This window comes from Streptomyces sp. NPDC057900, from assembly GCF_042887885.1.
Classification (GTDB): Bacteria; Actinomycetota; Actinomycetes; order Streptomycetales; family Streptomycetaceae; genus Streptomyces.
This window is the reverse complement of sequence record NZ_JBHVOI010000001.1, coordinates 678,705-700,390: the sequence shown is the minus strand read 5'-3', so window position 1 is coordinate 700,390 and position 21,686 is coordinate 678,705. Positions and strand designations below refer to the sequence as shown.

The window sequence follows — 21,686 nt, the reverse complement described above, 5'->3', positions numbered from 1 at the left end:
CGGCGAGGGTGTCGGGCAGACGTCCGGCCGGTGGGCCGGGCCGGGGTGCTCGCATCTCCTTCGCGTTCCGAATGCCTGATTTTTCGCGTCACACATCATCTGGATGAAATGCACCCGTTCAGGTGAATCGGCGTGGATTTTTCGAGCAGGGGTGATGGTCGGCTGGATAGTAAAGAGGCGGCCGAATCCTGGGGATCCGGGCAAGGTCGGCAGGTGCGGTGACTGATCATTCGTTGATTCCTTCCGGCCGCCGGTGCGGTTCGGTCAGAAGAAAGGTGGCTGGGCTGTGCGTGTAGAGGCAACCAATCGGGTCAAGCTCGTTTTCTCGCTGTTCGACGCCAACGCCAATGGCGTTCTCGAAGCCGACGACTTCGAGCTCATGGCGAGTCGTGTCATCGAGGCGGCACCCGATTCCGACGATGCGGCGAAGAGCGCCATGGTGGCCGCTTTCTGGCGGTACTGGTCGACCCTCAGGGTCGAACTGGACGCTGACGGGGACGGTCTGATCACCTTCGACGAGTTCGCGGCATGCGTGCTGTCACCTGCGCGTTTCGACCTCGCGGTCAGCGATTTCGCCGAATCGCTCGCCGCGCTGGGCGACCCGGACGGCGACGGCCTCATCGAGCGGCCGCTCTTCATGGCGCTGATGACCGCGATCGGCTTCGAGCCCCCAAATATCGACGCCCTTTTCGATGCGTTCGGTCCCTCGGATTCCGATCGGATCGAGGTGACGTCCTGGGTGGTCGGCATCAAGGACTACTACAGTCCGGAAAAGGCCGGTATTCCTGGTGACTTCCTTGTCGGGGGTGCGGCAGTATGAGATCGCGGGTCCCGTTCCGAATGGAATCGGACCCGCCGTTTCAATGCTTCGCTGTTTGTGTGTTCTCGCTGTGTCTCAGGGGGTGCGAGTGCCGGATCAGTGGAGAAAAAAGAGATCAGCGGAAGAGAAGGGGCGGAAGGCGTGAATGGGGCGGGAATATCCAAAGGGACAGGAGAAGCGGAAGGGGTGGCGGGAGGCGTCGGTCTGACCGCTCTTCTGGTCGCCGCGGCACGCGCGATCGAGACCCACCGCCACGACTCCCTGGCACGGGACGTCTTCGCGGAGCACTTCGTGCTCGCCGCACCGGCGTGCGCGGACTGGCCGACCCGCATCCAGCAGGTTCCCGACGGGGACGCGAACCCGCTGTGGGGGCGATTCGCGCGCTACTTCGGTCTGCGGACGAGGGTCCTCGACGACTTCCTCCTCCGGTCGGTGCGCGCGGACGCCCGCCAAGTGGTGCTGCTCGGAGCCGGATTGGACTCCCGGGCGTTCCGGCTCGACTGGCCTGCGGACTGTGTGATCTTCGAGGTCGACCGGGCAGGCGTGCTGGCCTTCAAACACGAGGTGCTCGACGGGCTGTCGGCCGTCCCGAAGGCGATGCGAATACCGGTCCCGATCGACCTGCGCGCGGACTGGTCCGGTGCACTGGCCGCCGTCGGCTTCGACCCGGCCGCACCGAGTGTCTGGCTGGCCGAGGGGCTGCTGTTCTATCTGCCCAGCACCACCGAGACCCAGCTCATGGACACGGTAGACCGGTTGTGCACCGGAGGAAGCGCCCTCGCTTTCGAGGTCAAACTCGACAAGGATCTGCTGGAATACCGCGACAGCCCGCTCTACACCGCGACGACCCAGCAGATCGGCATCGACCTCCTCACCCTGTTCAACAGGGAGCCCAGGCCCGACTCCGCCGGAAGCCTGACCGGCAGGGGCTGGTCCACAGCGGTCCACACCCCCTTCGAATTCACCCGCCACCACGGACGCGGCCCGCTGCCCGAGGCGAACGACGCGCTGGCGGGCAACCGCTGGGTGTTCGCCAACAAGCCACGTTCGTAAAGCTGTTGTCGGCCGGTCCCGGTACGCCCGTCGGGCCTGCGCCCCCGAGAGCGGTTCCCTGGCCGCCGGAACCGGTGCGGCGGCTACGGAACCAGCACCGGTTTGACCACGCGGCCCGCCTCGCAGTCGCGTTCGGCCTCGTTGATGTCGGAGAGCGGGTACAGACGGATCAGCTGATCGAAGGGGAACCGGCCCGCCTGCCACAGACCGGTCAGCCTCGGGACGAACAGCCGCGGCACCGCGTCCCCCTCGCAGATGTGGGAGATCCGCCGGCCCCTGTCGAGCGAGCCCGGTTCGAGCGGCAGCGCGTCGCGCAGCCGTGCCACCAGCCCGAGATGACCGGTCGGGCGCAGGGCCCGGAGCGCGTCGTTGATCAGCGGGGCGGAGCCCGTGGTGTCCAGCGCGTACTGGGCGCCGCCGTCGGTCCGGCCCCGGATCCGGTCGGCCAGTCCGGACGATCCGGCACGCAGCGCGATCGCACCGAACCGCTCGGCCAGGGCCAGCCGTTCCGGAAACCGGTCGACGGCCACGGTCACCGCCCCGGCGGCGGTGGCCGCCATCACCGCGGCCAGACCCACCGCCCCCGCGCCGAAGACCGCGAGGGTGTCACCGGGGCCGATGCCGAAGGAATTGAGGACGGCACCGGCCCCGGTCAGGAATCCGCAGCCGAGCGGGCCGAGCAGTTCGACCGGCAGCGAGGCATCGACCCGCACGGCGTTGCGGGCCGGGACCATCGCGTACCCGGCGAACGACGACTGACCGAACCACCGGGGAGCCAGCTCCCCACCGGCCGCGTCCCTGAACCGCGCCGCGTGCTCCGTCCGGCCTCCGAAGAGGTTGAGCGGGGCGAACGAGTCGCAGTAGGCGGGGGCACCGCTCAGGCAGGCCCGGCAGTCTCCGCAGGAGTCGAAGCCAAGGACGACGTGGTCACCGGTGCTCAGGCCGGTGTCCGGGCCGCCCGTCTCCACCACCACCCCGGCCCCCTCGTGGCCGAGCACCGCCGGAAGCGGTGAGCGGCCCGCCGAGCGCCGTACCGCGAGATCGGTCCGGCACATCCCGCAGCCCGCGATCCTGACCAGGACCTCGCCCTGCGCCGGCCCCGCGTCCAGGGCCACCTCCTCGACGGTGAACGGGTCCCCGTACGAGCGCAGTACCGCCGCGTCGAACCTCACCTCACACCTCCTCCCGAGGCCGGTGCACGACGAACGGCCTGAGGTTCCCGTACAGCCCCCACGGGCCGCCCGCGACGCCGACCCCGCTCTCCTTGATGCCCGCGAAGGGCTGGGCGAGGGACAGTTCGGCATGGTGGTTGATCCACGCCGTTCCGCATTCCAGCCGGCCTGCGACCGCCTCCGCCCGGTCGAGGTCGGTTCCCCACACCGAGCCGCCCAGCCCGAAGCGGGTGTCGTTGGCCGCCGCGACCGCTTCGTCGAGGTTCCCGTACGGCAGCACCGGCAGCACCGGACCGAACTGTTCCTCCGTCACCACCGCACTGCTGGGCTGCACATCGGTCAGGATCGTGGGCGCGAAGAAGTAGCCCGGCCGGTCCAGCCGGTGGCCACCGGTAACGGCGCGGGCGCCGTCCGACAGGGCCTGGGCCGTGCGGTCCGCCACCCGGGCCAGCTGCGGGGCGTTGTTGACCGGCCCCAACCGCGTGCCCGGATCGAGCCCGGCCCCGACCACCGCGGACTTCGCGTACTGCGCGAGGGCCTCCACCACAACGGAGTGGAGCCGGTCCGGGACGTAGACGCGCTTGACCGCCATGCAGACCTGCCCGCAGTTGCGGAACGCCGCCCAGAACAGCCGTTCGGCGATCCGGTCCACATCCACGTCGTCCAGCAGGATCGCGGCATCGTTCCCGCCCAGCTCCAGCGTGACCCGGGCGAGCGAGGCCGCCGCGCCCTCGGCGACCGCGCGCCCGGTGGGAACCGAACCGGTGAAGGTCACATGGCGGATCCCCGGATGGCACGCGAGACGTGCGCCCAGAGGTTCACGGCCCGTGACGACCGTCAGCACGTCCTCGGGCAGGGCGGCGGAGATCACGGACACCAGCAGCCGGGTGGCGAGAGGCGTGAACGGGGACGGCTTGAGCACCACCGTGTTGCCCGCGGCGAGTGCGGGAGCGAATTTCGCCGAAGCGAGCTGGAGCGGAAAGTTCCACGGGACGATCGCGGCCACCGGACCGAGCGGCCGCCAGCGGATCTCGCTGCGCATCGGACGGCCGTCCGCGATCGGCAGGGGCTCGGGAGCGGACCCCGCGAAGTAGCGCAGCCGGGCCGCCGTGCGGGCGACCTCGGCGTACGACTCGGTGAGGGGCTTGCCCTGTTCGCGGGTGAGCAGCGGAGCGAGGCCGGGGCCTGCCGCCTCCACGGCGTCGGCGGCCGCGAGCAGAGCGGTCGCGCGGGCGCCGTCATCGGCCCGCCAGTCCCGCCAGGCCTCCTGGGCCCGGCCGACGACGGCGTCCAGCTCGTCCGCCTGCTGGTCGGGGGAGTCGTCGAAGGCCTCGCCCGTCGCCGGATCGACGACGGCGAAACGCTCGCCGCGAGCACCGGGCCCGCGGCGGCGCCGGCAGTTCGGCATATCGGCGGTCAGCTCGCAGGGGCAGGGGCAGGGGCAGGGGCAGGAGCAGGGACGGTGGGAGTGCCGACGGTGGCGGCGTGCTCCCGGGCGTGCCGGTCCATCTCCGCCCGGAAGGCGGCCACCAACATCGGCCGAATCCGACCGGTGTTGCGGTCTCCCCCCTCGCAGACCGCCCCGCGCACCCCCACGATGTCGGTGCCGATACGAGTCAGTGCCCCGAGGTCGGCCGCCTTGACACTGCCCGCGAGGGCGGCGAGCAGACCGGACTCGTGGGCCCGCCGGACGAACTCCGCGCAGACATCGGGCGGCACATGGTCGAACAGCCGCGTCCCGTCCTTGATCGCGGTGTCCAGCATGGCCGCGTCGGAGCCGGAACGCCGGGCGATGTCGGGCAGCGCGAGCGGATTGACGCAGCCGATCCGGTGCGCGTCGGCATACCCGGAGGCGACGACGAACGCGTCCGGCCGGTACTCCTTCACCGCGCGGACGACCCCTCGCATGACCTCGACGGCCTGCTCGGGCGTGGTGCAACCGTAGAGGCCGACCTTGATGTACGTGGCCCCGGAGACAGCCGCGCCGAGCGCCGCCTGGGCCACCGTGCCGGGCTTGAACGGTACGTCCCCCACGGTGGCGGACACCGGCTTGTCCGCCGGGATCGCGGTCCGGATCTCCCTGATGACCCAGGGGAAGTTCGCGCCGAGCGACCCCTCATTCGGCTTCTTGACGTCGACGATGTCCAGGTGCTCCGCCGCCTTCGCGCAGTCGAGGGCTTCCTCGACGCCGTCCGGGGAGATGAGAAGCAACAATGTGGATTCCTTCCACCGCAGACCGGCCTGCCCGGGGGCGGTCGGATCTGAGTCACTTGGATCACTTGCCGTCCGCTCATCATGGCGGCGGGCCGCGGCCACCGGCAGGGCGTGCGGAGTCAGAACGGTTCACCGCCCCGACCCCGCAACGCGCCGCATTCCGCCGTCCACGCCGGATCGCGCCGCCCGCGGCACGGGGCCGCCGCGGGCGCGGCGCCCGTTACGGCGTACGCTCCACGCCCGGCACCACCCGCATCCCCAGCCCCCGCACCCGGTAGATGCACGTGTCGTCGCCCCACAGCGAGGCGTCCGCCACGGCATAGGGTCCCCGGGCGTCCGTGCCGCTCGCCACGATGTCCATGTCGACCCGGATCAACCGGTTCGCCGGGGTGATCTGGCCGCGATACGTCCAGGCCGACTCGCGGCCGGGCAGCACCGGTTCGAACACGGCGCCGGGAACGCCGTCGGCCGCGCCGCTCTCCAGCAGATGGAACCGGAGGAGCTGGCACATGGCCTCGATGCCCAACGAGCCCGGCTGAACCGGGTCCTGGAAGAAGTGGGCCCGGAAGAACCAGGCGTCGGGGCGGACGTCCTTCTCCGACCGCAACCGGCCGAGCCCCGCGCTTCCCCCGCCCGGCCAGTAGCCCGTGATCCGGTCCAGCATCAGCAGCATCGGTCCCGGCAGCCCCGGCTCCCCGGCGCAGTAACGGGCGGGACGGGCGGTCAGATCGACGGTACGGCCGCAGGGCTCGTCGAGCCGGGCCCGCTCGTCCTCGGACACCGCGAGACCCTGCTGCCCGTCGAAGGCGGATCGCGGGAAGTAGCCGAAGACCGTGGAGAGTTCGTACACCGGCACGCCGTCGGCCGCGCACTCCACCCGGAACGACTCGATGATCATGTCCCCGCTGGACGAGACGCGGGTCAGCTCGGCCCTGGTACGGACCGTACGCGTCGCGGGAGTGACCTCACCGGTGACCGTTCCCGATCCGTCGAGGTTGCGGAACAGCAGGTCCGTCTCGCCGGTCAGCGCGCTGCCCACGTAGGAGGCGAGCCATCCGCAGGGTTGCAGCGCGATTTCCAGCAGGACGGCGAACGGCATGGCGCGGCCACCGTTCTGCTCGAAGTACCAGGCCAGCTCTGGTACGTCGTACTCGGCGACGACGACACTGCCCTCCCGCATACCGGCCTGCGGCCCGTCCACCGAGACGACGCGGCTCATGAAGTGGTACGGCGGGCCGGGCAGCCGGGCCACCTTGCGGGTGCCGTCGAACGGCTCGTACATGGCGCCGAACGCCTCACTCGGCCTGCCCCACGCGCAGGCCAGCAGCGAGGCGTAGTCGAAGGGGAATCCGTCGGCGGCCACGGCCACCGGCCGCTCCTCCCGGTGCCCGGCCAGCCCGGCGAGTGTCGACAGGGGCACCGGGGCGCCGCCGGTCTGCACGGCGGGCGGGCCCGCGTGCCGCCAGTGCGACAGCGGCCAGTCGGGGACCAGCCTGAGCGCCATGCCTCGGCCCAGGAACGCCTTCGCCCCGTCCACAGAGCCGAGGACATCGGCGTACAGCGTCGGCACCGGTCCGCCGGACACGCCCGACACGAACACCTCGTAGACCACCCGCCGGCCCTCCGGGGTCGCCTGGCCCCGGCACATCGCGCTGGAGGGGTGCTCGGTGACCGGTTCGAAACGCCAGCCGTCCCGGTCGACGGTGAAGCCCATCGCCGTCAGGTAGAACGCCATCGCCTGGAGACCGCCCTGGAGCATCAGAGTGCCCGGCATGCAGGGGTCGTTCTTGAAGTGCCCGGTGAAGAACCAGTCGTCCGGCGACAGCGCGGTCTCCGCGCGCAGATACCCCCGCCCCCACGGTCCTCCGACCGGATCGAACGCGACGACCTCGTCCAGCAGCCGCATCCGGCCCCCGTCCAGCGTGGGCGTGCGCACGTGGGCCGCCGTCGCCTCCCAGCCGGGCCCGAAGCAGTCGGCGGGGCGCCCCTGTGCCAGGGCCCGCATCCGGTCCGCGTCGAACCGGGTCCGTTCGCAGCGCACGGCCGGCGGGTCGAGCGGCAGGCCGTCACCGGGCAGGTGCTCTGCCGGATTCCAGCGGACACCGCCGCTGGAGGCGAGTTCCGCCGGGGTGAAGAACCCGGCCTGGCCCTCGCGGACGCTGAGCCGCAGCTCGCCGTCCACGTAGCAGTCGTAGTGGAAGAAGGCCAGCCGGACGCCGTCGGCCTCCGCGTGGCCGTCGACATGGATCTCGAAGCACAGGGTGTCGCCCGCTTTCGGCGGCGTGCCGTGGAACGTCACCTCGCAGCCGAGCAGCCGGTACGCGCGCTCGCCCCGGTTCAGGAGATCGACGCCCAGCCAGCTGAGCAGGAGCAGATCGGCCTGACCCGCCTCGATCAGCAGACCGGCCGGCATGCGGCCCGTGGGGTCCAGGTACCAGCTCCCGGGCAGGACGTCGGTCTCCGTCCAGATCCTCCCGTCCGTGCGCACCGGACCCGGCAGCGTGAGCGCAGCGGGCACCGCGTCGAGGCCGGTGACCCGGTCGGCGAACAGCATGGGCGGCCCCGGCATCCGGGTCTGTACCGCGTATCCGTCCTGTTCGGCGAAGCGTGGACCGAACAGCGTGGAGATCTCGCGGGAGGCGAGGTGTTCCAGCTGGGCACGGTCGAACTTCGGCCCCGGCCTCGGGACGTGCGAGGGGCCAGGCGCGGGCGGCGGCTGCGGCGTGACGGGCGCGGGGGGCGGGATGGCGCCCTTCCGTCCGGCGGCGGTCAGCGCCCCGACGGCGAGCGCGGACACCCGCAGGAACCGCTGGTGGGCCTCGGTGTGCGCGGCCATGACCTCCTGGTGCAGCGCGGCGACCCGCAGACCGTGCCGGGCGACGACGGCGCCGGCCCCTCCTGCCGCCCCCGGCTGCGGAGACACCACGGCGCGCGCCGGGGCGGGCGCGGGTGCTACGACGACGGCGGGTTCGGCGACCGTGGTAGTCGCGGCGGCCCTGTCGGCGTCGGTGGGGGAGCCGGTGGTCGGGACGGGGCGCAGGTCCGGCACGGGGGCCAGCTCGGGGGCCCGGGGCAGTACGGTCACGGCACGCTCCAGGGGAGGCAGGCACGGAGTCGGGGGTACGGGAACGGTGACGGCGGGACCGGGCGGCGGCAGTTGCGCCGAGGCCCCGGCGAGTCGGGCGAGCACCTCGTCGGCCCGCACCGGCACGCCGGCGACGACGAGTTCGCCGACCGCGAGGCACAGCTGCCGCAGCCCGGCGTCCCCAGAGGCGTCCAGCGCGACGGCCACGTGCTCCCGGTCGCCGAGCACCCGCTTGATCCAGCCGGTGCACAGCCCCCGGGGGCCGTGCTCCACGAACACCCGCACGCCGTCCGCCCACGCCTGCTCGACGGTGGCCGCGAAGTCGATCGTGCCGACCCCCTGCGCGGTGATCGCCTCTGCGGCCCCCTCCGCGGTCGGGCGGTACGCCCTCCCGGTGGCCCCGCTGTAGAACCGCACCCCGGGGACATCGACCGTGGGACGGCGGTGGACCTCGCGCCACACCTCGGACACCCCGGCCAGCTCCGGAGCGTGGGCGGCCAGGTCGTAGTCCAGCTCGATCGCCCGGTCGGCGCCGATCCTCGCCACGGCGGCCGCGCACGCCCGGGACTCGCCGCCGATGACACAGACGCCGGGCGCGTTCACCGCCATCAGGTGGACCGAGGCGTCCTCGGCCAGCTCCGCGCGGACCGCGTCCAGCGGCGCTCCGAGGAGATAGCTCGACCACCGGGACCCGTGGATGCCCCGCTGCCGCCAGTAGCGCCGGACCGCCCGCAGTTCACCCGTGAGTTCGGTGGTGAACAGACCGCTGTCCCGTACGGCCTCGAACAGCCCGGAGGCGTCCGGCCAGGCCCCCAGGGCGACCAGCGCCGTCGACTCACCGGAGGAGTACCCGAGCGCGGCGTCCGGGCGCAGCCCGAGCAGGTCGCGGCTGAGAACGGTGTGGAAGACCGCCAGTTCGGCGGCGGCCCAGATCTGGCCGAGGACTCCCGGCTCCGGCCGTGACCGCAGCCGGGCCGTCATCTCCCGGTGCCTTTCCCGTACGGCGTCGCCCAGCGACGGCAGGGCGAGCATCAGTTCATGGCCCATCCCGGGGTACGCGGCCGAGCCGTTCGTGTACACGAACGCGGTCTGCCCGGCGACCGGCCCGTCCCGGTACAGCAGGTCGGCGGGGCGGACGCCGCCCTCCGTCAGCCAGCGGCGGGCGGCTTCCCCGCGGTCGGCGGGCACGGTGTCCCCGTCGGCCACGAGCGCCAGGCGGGCCGGACCCGCACAGGACCGCGTACCGGAGTCCAGCGCGGCCAGCACCTCCTGACGGTCCGCCCCGGAGAAGACATGCAGACGCGGCGCCGTGCCCCCCAGCCACGGCAGGGCGTCCCCCGCGCGCAGCCGCACGCTCGCGGCCGGCCCCTCCAGGGGTACGGCCACGGCCAGCGCCGTGTGGGCGACCGCCGCGGCGTCCGCGCGCCCGCCGGGACGGGGCACCGCGCGGTGCTGGAGCGAGAGCGCCGCGACCGCGACGGAGACCAGCCCGGACGCGGCATGGGCGCGCCCGAACACCGACGACGGATCGAACACCGCGTCCGGTCCGTCCCCGATGACCATGTCGGGTTCCCCGGCGGCCCCCTCGTCCAGCAGCGCCACGACGGTGTCGCCGTCCCTGCGCGCCGCCTCCAGGGGTTTGAGGACCAGGACAACGGCCGCGTCCCCCGGCTCGTCCTCGCGGCCGAGCTCCCGCAGGGCGGCCCGGTGGACCGCCTCGCAGGACAGATCGGTGGCGCCGACGAGAGCCGCGTCGGCCTCCCCGGAGCGAATGGCCCGGACCGCGAGCTCCAGTGCGACCAGCCCGGACGCCTCCTCCGCCGACACGGTGAATCCGGGCCCGCCCAGGTCCAGTTGGGTGCTGATGCGGTTCGCCGCGAGGTTCGGCATGCTGCCCACCACCCCTTCCGCCGTCATCGGGGGAGTGAACGCCTCCCGAGCGGCATCCGCGGAGGAACCCGTGACGGGCGCCCCCGACCGCTCCAGCCAGAACGGCACCCGCCAACGGGCACCCGCGCGGGCCACCTGGGGGTCCACCCCGGTCCCGATGACCACCATGGTCCGCTCGCGGGGCAGGCTCACCTTCCCGGCGGCCTCCCGTGCCGCCTCCAGCACCAGGAGCTGATGGGGTACGACCCGTTCCAGGGCCAGTGGCGGGAAGCACAGGTCCGTCAGCGCCACGGCGATCTCCGTGACGGGACCGCGCCGTTCACCACCCAGCACCGCCCGGCGCAGGTCCTCGGCGGACGTACCCTCGCCGACCCTGGCACCGATGGCCACGATCGCCACCTGCACCGGGGCCTGTGCCCGGACCGGGGCCGGGGTGGCCGGTTCTCCGCGTCGCACGGCGGACGGGGGAACGGCGTCCGGCGGGTCGACGATCAGGTGGGCGTTGGTGCCGCCGAACCCGAACGCGCTCACCGCCGCCCGCCGGGGCCCCGTCCACTCCTCCGCGGCGCAGAGCACCCGCAACGGGGTGCCCGCCAGCGCGTCCAGCGGACGCTGTGCGCCGAGCGTCGCCGGGCGGACCCCCGCCCGCATCGCGCCGAGCACCTTCAGCAGCCCGGCCACGCCCGCAGCGGCCAGCAGGTGCCCGACGTTCGACTTGGCCGATCCGATGGGCAGGTCGTCCGCCGCCCCGAAGACCCGCGCCATGCCGCGCGCCTCCACGGCGTCACCGACCGGTGTCCCCGTCGCGTGGCACTCGACGAGCGACACCGACTCCGCCGGTACCCCCGCCGCCTCGTACGCCAGCCGCATGGCCCGTACCTGGCCCTCCTGCGAGGGGCTGATCAGCCCGGAGCCACGACCGTCGTTGGACAGCCCCACCCCGCGGATCACGCCGAACACCGGGAGGCCTGCGGCGCGGGCCTCGGACAGCCGCATCAGGGCGACGAACCCGGCGCCCTCGCCGTGCACCAGCCCGTCCGCGTCCCGGTGGAACGGGCGGCTGCGCCCGGTGCGGGAGGTCGCGGACAGCCCGCAGAACCCCACGTGGAGGTAGAGGGGATCGGGGCGGCTCACCGCGCCCGCGACCATCAGGTCCGCCGTGCCGTCGTGCAGCCGGTCGCAGGCCAGCTTGATCGCGTACAACGAGGACGCGCAGGCGGCGTCGAGCGACCATGCCCCGGCACCGAGGCCGAGCGCCTCGGCCGCCAGCCGGGCGGGCAGCCCGGACGAGAAGCGGTTACGCGCGTCGGGGCGCGCGCCGCGCTCATCCGTCAGCAGGGCGTTACGGAGCGGCGGTTGCTGCGCGGACAGCCAGACGTGCTCGGCGAAGGCCGCACCTGCGGGCGTGGGATACGACAGGTTCCCCAGCACCAGACCCCCGCGCGGCAGCGGCCCGGTGCGGCCCGCCTCGGTAAGCGCCTGCCGCACGCCGTACAGGACCCAGTGGAAGAGCGGGTCCAGCGGCGCGATCCGCTCCGGGGAGATCCGGAAGCCGGTCGGATCGAAGACGGATTCGAACCCGTGGACGTATCCGCCGACATCGGTCCAGGTGCGGTCGAGATGGTCGTCCACCGAACCCATGGCCCAGTGACGCGGCAGCCGCCACCGGTCGGCGGGGGCGGCCGACAGACTCAGGCGCCCGGCGGCGATGTTCTCCCAGAACGTGTCCGGGTCGAGCGCGCCGGGCAGCACGCAGCCCCGGCCTACGACGGCGATGGGTTCGACAGGCATGCGGGTCTCACTTCACGGCAGGGCGGAGTCGGGGGAAGGGATCAGGAGGGACGGCGGACGAGTTCGACACCGATCAGTTCCAGCCGGACGGACCCGTCCGCGTCGATCAGTGCCGCGTCGCAGCGCGCCCCCGTGTCGTGGGCCTTCCGCCCCCGCACCACACACCGCACGGTGCCGTCCACCGGGCCGCGCCGGTAGACCCTGCATTCGGCGACGGCCATCGGCAGCGTCGCCGCGCCGAGCACCTCCTCGCCCCAGAGCAGGGCGAGTTGCAGCGCGCCGTCCACAGCGGCCGGATCGAGCGGCCAGCGGTGCTCACCTGCCCAGTCCAGGGCGCGCAGGCCCGCGACGGCCGCCTCCGCGCCGTGTTCGGAGACGCCGCGCACCGAGCGCAGTGCCTGGAAGCGGGGGCCGTGGAAGAGGACCTTCCCGTCGTACGACTCGGCCCGCGCGAGCGGCTCCAGGCCGTCCGGGATGTCCCAGGCGGCCGCATCGGGGCTGCCGTCCCCGGTGTCCAGGACCGCCCGGAAGTGCGCGGAGCCGTCCTCGCCCAGCAGCTCCGCCTCCAGCTCCGGGAACGAACCGGGCGCGCGGCCGCAGAGCACGGTGATCCGGTGGCCGGCGCCCCGCAGTTCGGGCAGGGCGTACTTCTTGTACACCCGCAGATCGCGCAGGACCAGCTGTCCGGCATCCGGCAGCCAGGCCGCGGCCGCGGCGGCGAACCAGTTCAGCACCATCGCCACCGGCAGCACGGGAACCCCGGCGGGCGCGTGGTCGGCCAGCTGCGGAAGGGTGTCGGAGCTGAGCAGCACCTGTGCGCGACGCGGATCACCCGCCGGGGACAGGGCGGCCGGGTCGTCCCCGGCCACCAGCACGACGCGGGCCTGCCCGGCGGCGCCGTCCAGCTCGGCCGTGAACGCCGCGGCGCCCTGGTCCAGCGGGATGAGCGGGACCCCGGACCGGTCGAAGTGGGCGGCCAGGGCCGGGGTGACCATGCCGCCCTGCCAGGGGCCCCAGGCCACGCACCGCACCAGCGAGCCGGGGCGGGCGGACTGTTCGGCCGACGCGACCTGGTGGAGCACCTCATTGGCCATCGCGTAGTCGCCCTGGCCCGGATTGCCGAACACGGCGGCCACGGAGGAGAAGAGGCAGATCGTGTCCAGGGGGTCGTCCGCCGTCGCCGCCAGGAGCGCCCGCAGGCTGTCCACCTTGCTGGACATCACCAACTCGGCCTGCGCGTCGGTCTTGTCGGCGATCCGGCTGTCGGCCAGTACCCCCGCGCCGTGCACGATGCCGGTGACCGGCCCCCACGTCTCGCGTACGTCGCGCAGGGCGGCGGCGAGGGCGTCACCGTCACGGGCGTCCACCCGGATGTACCGGACGGGCGACCCCGCGGCCTCCAGCCCCGCCACCGTCGCCCGCACCTCGCGCGCGGCCAGGATCGACCGGGCCCGCTCCGCGATCCGGGCGGGCGACGTGTCCGCCGCGTCCGGTCCTGAGCGCTCCGCGAGCAGCCGGGTGAGGGCCGGTTCGTCGGTCGCGGAGGCCAGGCCGGCGGGTTCGGCGGCCGGCTCCGTCCTGCCGAGCAGCACGATCCGTGGGCGGTGGGTCCTGGCCAGGTCGAGCAGGGCCGCGGCGGTCACCCCGCGGGCCCCTCCGGTCGCCACGATCACCGAATCGGAGGAGATCCGCGGTGTGCCGCCGGGTGTCACCCGCTCAGCCACCAGCCGCAGGAGGATCCGGGTGCCGTCCGCGCCCAGACCCACCTCCGGATCGGTTCCGCCATCCAGCAGTTCCCGCACGATCGCGGTGGCGACCTCCTCGTCGCCCCGGCCGCCGCGCCGGCAGTCGATGACCTTGACCGAGGCGTCCGGCCACTCCTTCGCCGCGGTCCTGGCCAGGCCGGCGACCCCGCCCAGCCACGCACGGCCGGGCTCGCCGCCGCCGAGCCCGAAGTCGCCCCCGGTGTCCTGGACGGTCACGAACAGCCCGCCGCCCCCGGCCGCCCGTGCCGCCGAGACCGCACGCGCAGCCCGCAGCGCGGACCGGTGGACCTCGCGTGCCCCGTCCGGAGTGGGGTCGGAGGTGAGCGCGCCGAGATGGATGACCGCGCGCGCGTCCGAGGCCACCTCGTCCACGGCGGTGGCGTCCACGCCGTGTTCCGCCAGATTCCGCGCGACGAGTCCCGCCATGGCGGACCCGGCCGCCCCGCCGCCGGTGACCACGACGGGCCCGTCGAACAGCCCCGCCGTGGCCAGCCCGGACGGTGGCGACTCCACGGTGCGCGGGACCAGCCTGGTCAGCGGCGTCCGCTCGCCGGATCCGGTGCGCGGGGCGGGCAGTGCGGATGCCGCGGCGACCTCGGTGCCTCCAGCGTCCCCGGAGGGTTCGGCGGCCTCCGGCACCGTGGTCCCGGAAGCCGGGGCGCCATCGGTGAGCGCGTCGACGATCTCGCGCAGCGTACGGAGCTTGCCGAGCCTGCCGATGTCGCCCGCTCCCACGTCGCGCACCTCTCGGCGCATGACGGAGAGGATCTCGACGCGCTTGATCGAGTCGACGCCCAGATCCGCCTCCAGTTCCATGTCCATGTTGAGCATCGCGGTGGGATAGCCGGTCAGCCGGGCCACCACGGACAGGAGCAACTCCTCCAGTTCGGACGGCGACAGGGGCATCGCCTCATCAGCGGGCGCGGGCGCCGGGGCAGGGACGGTCTCCGGTGAGGACGCGGGCGAAGGCACCGCTGCCGGCGCGTGGTTCACAGCCGGTGCCGACGGAGCCACGGATACGGGAGCCGGTGCCGGTGCGGGGAGCGGCGAGGAGGGGCGGGGGAGCGGCAGCGGCGGCGCGGGGACGGACAGGTCCAGGTCCCCGCCGGCGTACGTGTCGTCCGAAGCACCGCCGACGGGTACTTCTGAGGATCCGTCCGGGTGCGAATGCCCGAGCATGGCCGCCAGGGTCGTCTCGGTCATCCGCAGGAAGGCGATGTGGCTGTCCGTCAGCATGCGTTGGCACGCCGCGTGGGCCTGTGCGGTCTGCCGCTGGACACTCTCGACGGCGGCGTACCAGCTGCCGTCGGCGACGGCCCCTGCCCCGGACGCCGGTTCGAGCTCCGGCCGCCACGGCGCGGATGCCGCCCCGTGCTCCGACGGCTGCGCGGGCTGGACCGGGGGGTGGGCCGGGGAGGGGACATACGCGGGCATGGGAACCGCCGGGGTGTCGGACGCGGGTACGGATACGGGGGCGGGCGCGGGCCGGGACAGGTGTTCCGGCTCCTGTTCCGGAGCGGGCGGCGGTTCCGCGGGCGCGGTGCGGGGCGGCGGGGACTGACCGTAGTTGGCTCCGCTGATCTTCACGGTCATTCGGGGTTCGTGCTCCTTCACTGGGCCCTCGTGGGCGTACGGCGCCCAGAGGGTGTCGAGATCGAGGGGGACGCCGCGTACGGCGAGTTCCCCGAGCGCGGCGTGCAGGGTGTCGGCGCCGGGCCGGGCCGGCCGGTCCAGGGGGACGGCCGCGTGCTCGCGGTCACCGAGGATCTGTCCGACCAGGCCGGTCAGCGCCGCGCCCGCGCCGACCTCGACGAAGGTCCGCACCCCGGCCGCGTACATGGCCTCGATCTGGTCCTGGAAGAAGACCGGGGAAGCGGCATGGCGGGCGATCCGGCCGCGTACCTCCTCGGGCGACGACGGGTACGGTGCCGCGTCCGCGTTGCCGTAGACCTCGGTCCGGGGCGCGGTGAGAGACACCGTGCGCAGGTACTCGGCGAGCGGCTCGACGGCCGGCCCGACCAACGGACTGTGGAAGGCGGTCGACGCGGCCAGCCGGCGGGTGCCGGTCCCCTCTGCGGAGAACGCCTTCTCGGCCCGCGCGATCGCCTCCGAGGACCCCGAAAGCACCACTTGGCGGGGGGAGTTGTGATTGGCCGGCCAGATGTCGCCGAACCCGCCCCCGGCCAGCACCCGAGCCACGTGCGCGCGATCCGCCGCCACCGCCAGCATCCCGCCCGGGGTGACCGCCGCGTCGCGCATCAGCTCACCACGGCGGCGGGCCAGGTCCACCAGCGAGCCGGCGTCCAGAGCTCCCGCGCAGTGCAGCGCCACCAGCTCACCGAAGCTGTGACCCGCCACGCAGTCCGGCCGCAGACCCAGCCCGCCCACCACCTCCAGCAGCGCGAGCGCGTGCACCGCCAAAGCGGGCTGCGCCCACTCGGTGGCGTCCAGCAGGTCCCGCCGGGCGGCCCGTTCCCCGTCGGTGAAGGCGGGCGGCGGGAACACGACCCGGTGCAGGGGGCGTCCGTCGAAGCGGGTGCCGCCCAGCCGGTCCCACACGGACTGGGCGGCCGGCGCCAGCATCGCGAGATCGGCACCCATCCCGACGTACTGGGACCCCTGTCCCGGGAACAGGAAGCCGATGCGGCCGGGTTCGGCGTCCCCGCAGGCGTACCGGACACCGGCTGGGGTGGCGAACGCGTAGCCGGGGCTCCGCCGGATCAGCGCGAGGGCCCGCGCGTGCTTCTCCCGCAGGTCGTCGGCGTCGGTGGCGACGACGGCCAGCCGCATCCGGGCGGCCGGTGAGAAGGAGCTGTGGCTCTCCCGCGCCAGCGCGGCCAGCGGGCGGCCGTCGTCGGCCCCCGGCACCGCGAGCTCCGCCGGGGACTCGCCGCTGAACAGGACGAGCTCGCTCGGGGCGGAGCGGTGGCGCAGAGCCGTACGGCCCCCGGCGGCCCGGGGCGTGTACTCCTCAAGCGTGACGTGGAAGTTGCTGCCGCCGAAACCGAAGCTCGACACCGACGCCCGGCGTGGATGCCCGGCGGGCCGCACCCACGGGCGGGTCTCGGTGTTGACGTAGAACGGGCCGTCCGCGGTGGCGGCCGCCGGGTTCGGCCGGTCGACCTTCACCGTCGGCGGCAGCACCTTGTGGTGCAGCGCCAGGACGGCCTTCAGCAGCCCCGCCGCGCCCGCCGCGCACTTGGTGTGGCCGATCTGCGACTTGACCGAGCCGATGGCGCACCACTGGCCGTCCGTACGCCCCGTCGCGCCGAACACCTCGCTGAGCGCGGCCAGTTCCGCGGTGTCCCCGGCCTTCGTGCCGGTCCCGTGAGCCTCCACCAGCTCCACGGTCTCCGGTCCGTAGCCGGCCTCCTCGTAGGCGCGGCGCAGGGCCCGCGCCTGGCCGCCGGGGAGCGGGGCGTAGATCGCCGTGCTCCTGCCGTCGGACGACGTGCCGATGCCCCGGATCACGGCGTGGATCCGGTCGCCGTCCCGCTCGGCGTCGGCCAGCCGCTTCAAGGCGTACATGACGACCGCTTCGCCCAGCATGGTGCCGTCGGCCGAGGCCGAGAACGGCCGGCAGTCGCCGCTGGGGGACAGGGCGGGCGTCTTGGAGAAGCACAGGAACATGCCGATGTCGTTCCCGGTGTCCACACCTCCGCTGATCACCAGGTCGGCCCGGCCGAGGGACAGCTCACCGACCGAGGTCGACAGGGCCGCCAGCGAGCTGGCGCAGGCGGCGTCGGTGGTGTGGTTGATGCCGTGCAGGTCGAACCGGTTGGCGATCCGGCCCGCGACGACATTGCCGAGCAGCCCCGGAAAGGTCGACTCCCGCCACGGTGTGAAGCTCGCCGAGATGCGGTCGCACACGGCCTGCGCCTCGGCCTCACCGAGTCCGCTCTCCCGCAGCGCCGCGAGCCATACCGGGCGCTGGGCGCGCCCGTACATGTGCGGGAGCAGTTCCAGGGCGGCGGCGCCGAGGACCACACCGGTCCGGTCCCGGTCCACCCCGGCCGGGCCGCCCGCGTCCTTCAGCACCTGGTCGGCGACCATCAGGGCGAGCAGCTGGGAGGTGTCCGTCGTCGGCAGACTGGTGGGCGGCACCCCGTAGGTCATCGGATCGAAGTCGACCTCCGGCAGGAACGCGCCCCGCCGGGCGTACGTCTTGTCGGGAGCGGCCGGGTCCGGGTCGTAGTGGTCCGCCACGCTCCAGCGCGAGGCGGGCACCTCGGTCATCAGGTCGCGGCCGCCGGTCACGATCCGCCAGTAGCCGGCCGCGTCCGTCGCGCCGGGCACCAGGGCCCCGACGCCGACCACGGCGACGGGGACCTGGTGGTGGGGTGGGCCGGGCACGGTCTCTCCTCCGGGTCGGTCTGTCGTTGCTGACGCCGGGGCGGCGCCGGTCCCGCTCACGCCAGCTCGCGCGGCGCGAAGTTGAACGCATCGGCCGTCAGGGGGACGCCGTAGGTGCGCAGTTGATGGGCGCGCGTGACGACCGCCGCCCCTTCGAGGAGGTTGAGCGCGATCTGCACCACGGAGCGGTTCGCCGGGGAGGCCAGGAACGAGCCCGCCACCCACCGGTTGAACGCGCCCATCGCGGGACCGCACCAGATCTGGTAGTCGGCCCGTCGCGATGGCTCCCCGGTGATCGCCCACTGGCTGGAACTCCCCAGGTACCAGCGGAAGACCAGGGCCATCCGGTGCTTCGGATCGGCCTCGGCGCGGGTGATCTCCGCAGGGTCGCGCCGGGCCCAGAACGCGCGCGTGCGCTGCCAGACCTCGTCGAACGGGGCGCGCAGCACGTCCCGTTCGATAGAGGACCGCAGCGCGGCCGGAATCTCCTCCAGTGAGCCGTGGGCCCGGTACGCGGAGTGGAGCCGCCCGGCCCGCTGGGCGAACATCGTTCCCCGGGAGAGCACTTGGAGCTTCACGCCCAGCTCGAACATGTCGGCCGCGGGTGCCATGGTCACATCGGAGATGTCCGCGTCGCAGAGCATCGTCTTGGCCTCGTCCGACAGGCCCGCCTCCGTGGCCGTCTGGTTCACGGAGCCGATGACGACGTAGGACGCGCCGAGGGCGAAGGCGGCGGCCACCGCGTCCGGTGTGCCGAGGCCGCCGGCCGCGCCGAGCCGGACCGGCCTCGGGTATCCGAACCGGCGGCACAGCGTGTCGCGCAGGGCCGCGATCCTCGGCAGCAGCGCCTGCAGCGGCCGGTTGTCGGTGTGCCCGCCGCTGTCCGCCTCCACGGTGATGTCCTCGGCCACCGGCACCAGGGCCGCCAGATCCGCTTCCTGCGGGGTCAGCTTCCCCCGCGCGACGAGCTGGTCGAGCAGTACGGGCGGAGCGGGGGAGAGGAACCGCTCGGCCACCTCGGGCCGGGAGACCTTGGCGAGCAGCCGGGTGCGCCGGACGACGGAGCCGTCCGGGTCCCGGCGCAGCCCGTGCGCGGAGCACAGCACGACGGCCGGGGTCAGCTCCATGAACGCCGACGCGGAGATCCGGGGGACTCCCGTGCCCACCAGCAACTCGGCCACCCGGAACTCCAGTTCCGGCTCCGCAGGTGAGTGGATGAGGTTGACGCCCCAATTGCTCCGGGTGTCCAGCTCCCGCGCGAGCGCGTGCACGGCCCGCTCCACATCGGGATAGGCCAGCCCCCCTGCCCCGAAGAAGCCGAGCATCTCCGCCCGCGCCATCGCCGCGACCATCCGGGTGGTCGCGATGCCGTTCGCCATCTCCCCCGCGACATAGGGGAAGCGGACGCCGTGCGCCTCGCAGAAGGTACGGCCGCCGAGCCACTCGGGGTACAGCGGCGGCAGCGTGCCGAGCACCTGGCCGCCGGGTACCTGCCCGGTCGCGATCCCCAGCTCACGGCCGTCCGGCGCACTGACGATGTGGACGGCTCTCCGGATCTGCCGGGCACCGGCCGTGATCTCCTCGGGCGAGAAGACAGGCGACGGGACGGACAAGGCGACCGGCGGGGACCCGGCGGGGGCGCCGGGAACGGTGAGGACGGACACGCGAGGGCTCCAACGGGAGAGGACGTGAGCTGGTCAGGCGTACGGATCTGCTGGTCAGGCGTGTGGAACGACAACCGGGCAAGTGCCCGGCGCCGGGGCGAGGGGCCGGCCCCTCGGGGCGAGACCGGACCAGAGGTAGTCCAGGCCGACCGGGGCGGAGGCCGCCGACGGCCCCAGCCGGGTCCTGACTCTGGTGTCGTCGAACCGCCGCCGGTGGGCGAGGTAGGCCGTCATGCCCGGATAGAAGTCCAGCAGCGCCTCCAGCGCCGACGGGGTGTCCGGCTTGGTCGCGACCAGGTCGATCGAGAGCGGGACCAGCCGCTCCAGCAGCGTCACGACCGTGGGAACGGGCACATCGCGGTCGTGGACGACGTGGTACGTGTCGACGCCGCCCGAGGGCGTCAGACCGGCCAGCCGCACCATGACCTCGGCCGCGTGCTCCACCTGCAGCAGATTCAGCCGCCCGCTCCGGTGCCCCACCGTCCGCACGAGCGGTCTACCGGCGGGGCCGTCGGGCTCTCCGGGACCGGCGGTGCACCGCGCGTCCCGCAGGATCCGTTCGATGACCTGCAAGGGGTGCGAGGGCAGTTCGGGGTGCGGCGGCAGATCCGTGACGAGGATGCTCGGCCGCAGGACCAGGGCCGGGCGGCCGTGCTTCCTGGACCACGCGTGCACCAGCAGCTCCGCCTCGTACTTGGACCGCTCGTAGGCGTTCTCGAAGCCGCAGGCGTCGTCCAGCTCGTCCTCGTACGCCACTCCGTCCCGCCGCGCCCCGGCGACGAACGCGGTGCTCACGTGACGGATCAGGGGCGCCCGGCGGCCCGCGGCCGCCAGCGCCAGCACCTGCCGGGTGCCCTCGACGTTGATGCGGCGCAGCTCGGGGAGGTCCCCCTCCAGGTTGATGCTGCCCGCGCTGTGCCAGATCGTGCCCAATCCGTCGGCCAGCTTCTGGAAGCTCCGCCCGGACAGTCCCAGCCGGGGCTGTGCCAGATCGGTCTCCACCACCCGCAGCCGGCCGGGCAGCTCTGCGGTGAACGCCTCCGGTGAGCCGGTCAGTTCGAAGAACCGGGTGATGCGGTCCAGCGCGTCGGCCGATCCCGCGTGGGCGAGCACCGTCACGGACGGGTGCGTGCCGAGCAGGCGGCGTAACAGGCGCAGTCCGAGAAATCCGGTGGCGCCGGTGAGGGCGACGTGCACGGGTGTGGCTCCAAGGGCGGTGAGAAGGCGGTCCCGGGACCGAGTGCGGAGGCGGGGTGCCGCCGGTGCGGGGTGCCGCTGGTCGTCCTGCGGGGCGGAGTGCCACTGGCGGAGGCATCGCGCGGTGCGGTTCGGTGCTCGCGGGTGCTCCGATGCCCCGTCCGGCAGGAGTTCCCCGGGGCCTGCCCCAGACCGGTGACCTCCGGCGCACGGCACACAATGTCAGACGGCGGGCGGACCGAGACCCCCGATTCCCGCTGCTCACCCGAACGAAGTACGCCACACCGGGAACCGTGCGAGCCGCCCGTCCGGAGAGCGCTCGCCCCGAGCCCGGCCGCCCCGGCGGGCGCGATGGCGGGACGCGGGCGGAGCCGTACGGGCGCCGTCCTCCTTTCGGGGGAACCTGCCGGTGGGCGTCCTGGAACGGCCGGGGGATCCGGGCACGCCCGCCGAGGCCCGGCGCGTCGTTCGCGGCTGCCGGTGGTGCGGGGCGGCAGGCCAGCCCTGGCACGGGAACACGGGCCGCGGGCACCTGCGGGGCGGACGCCGGCCGACCGCCAGGAGCTCCGAGCGGAACCGGGTTGCTGAGGGTGCGGCGGCGTGCGGGCGCGGGCGGACCGGTTCCGACCGGTGGCCATTCTGTTGTCCGGCCGGTCCGGGGCGAGCGTCGCGCCGCTGCCG

General features: G+C 73.7%; 9 protein-coding genes. 2 read left to right on the top strand and 7 right to left on the bottom strand.

The features are described from left to right. Positions 1 to 286 precede the first annotated feature (286 nt). Positions 287 to 820, top strand: coding sequence for an EF-hand domain-containing protein (locus ACFVQ0_RS02800; RefSeq protein WP_390083890.1), 534 nt, complete (start codon positions 287 to 289; stop codon positions 818 to 820). A 186-nt stretch (positions 821 to 1,006) separates the two neighbouring features. Further along, positions 1,007 to 1,873 (top strand): class I SAM-dependent methyltransferase, encoded by an 867-nt coding sequence (locus tag ACFVQ0_RS02795; protein ID WP_390083889.1) that lies wholly within the window; start codon positions 1,007 to 1,009, stop codon positions 1,871 to 1,873. 83 nt (positions 1,874 to 1,956) lie between these two features. On the opposite strand, the gene ACFVQ0_RS02790 is transcribed toward ACFVQ0_RS02795, so the two are convergent. The 7 genes from ACFVQ0_RS02790 to ACFVQ0_RS02760 all read right to left on the bottom strand — a co-directional run bounded on the left by ACFVQ0_RS02790 (position 1,957) and on the right by ACFVQ0_RS02760 (position 21,005). Continuing rightward, positions 1,957 to 3,045: an NAD(P)-dependent alcohol dehydrogenase gene (locus ACFVQ0_RS02790; protein ID WP_390083887.1), complete on the bottom strand. Its 1,089-nt coding sequence runs from the start codon at positions 3,043 to 3,045 to the stop codon at positions 1,957 to 1,959. A 1-nt stretch (position 3,046) separates the two neighbouring features. After that, a complete protein-coding gene (locus ACFVQ0_RS02785) occupies positions 3,047 to 4,453 on the bottom strand; it encodes an aldehyde dehydrogenase family protein (protein ID WP_390083885.1) in 1,407 nt (468 codons plus the stop codon). Positions 4,454 to 4,461: 8 nt separating this feature from the next. Then, entirely contained in the window at positions 4,462 to 5,259 is a 798-nt protein-coding gene (locus ACFVQ0_RS02780) for a (5-formylfuran-3-yl)methyl phosphate synthase (RefSeq protein ID WP_390083883.1), read from the bottom strand. Between the two features lie 220 nt (positions 5,260 to 5,479). Further along, positions 5,480 to 12,025 (bottom strand): beta-ketoacyl synthase N-terminal-like domain-containing protein, encoded by a 6,546-nt coding sequence (locus tag ACFVQ0_RS02775; protein WP_390083881.1) that lies wholly within the window; start codon positions 12,023 to 12,025, stop codon positions 5,480 to 5,482. A 41-nt stretch (positions 12,026 to 12,066) separates the two neighbouring features. Further along, positions 12,067 to 18,144, bottom strand: a complete 6,078-nt coding sequence (locus ACFVQ0_RS02770) for an SDR family oxidoreductase (RefSeq protein WP_390083879.1) — start codon at positions 18,142 to 18,144, stop codon at positions 12,067 to 12,069. 56 nt (positions 18,145 to 18,200) lie between these two features. After that, positions 18,201 to 19,808: a PfaD family polyunsaturated fatty acid/polyketide biosynthesis protein gene (locus ACFVQ0_RS02765; RefSeq protein WP_390083877.1), complete on the bottom strand. Its 1,608-nt coding sequence runs from the start codon at positions 19,806 to 19,808 to the stop codon at positions 18,201 to 18,203. Positions 19,809 to 19,862: 54 nt separating this feature from the next. Continuing rightward, positions 19,863 to 21,005 carry an SDR family oxidoreductase gene (locus tag ACFVQ0_RS02760; protein ID WP_390083875.1) on the bottom strand — a complete coding sequence of 381 codons (1,143 nt, stop codon included), beginning with the start codon at positions 21,003 to 21,005 and terminating at the stop codon, positions 19,863 to 19,865. Between the last annotated feature and the right edge of the window lie 681 nt (positions 21,006 to 21,686).

Coding starts and splice junctions, on each gene's coding strand:
- ACFVQ0_RS02785 (WP_390083885.1), bottom strand. CDS start 4,453: ATGCCGAACTGCCGGCGCCGCCGCGGGCCCGGTGCTCGCGGCGAGCGT.
- ACFVQ0_RS02775 (WP_390083881.1), bottom strand. CDS start 12,025: ATGCCTGTCGAACCCATCGCCGTCGTAGGCCGGGGCTGCGTGCTGCCC.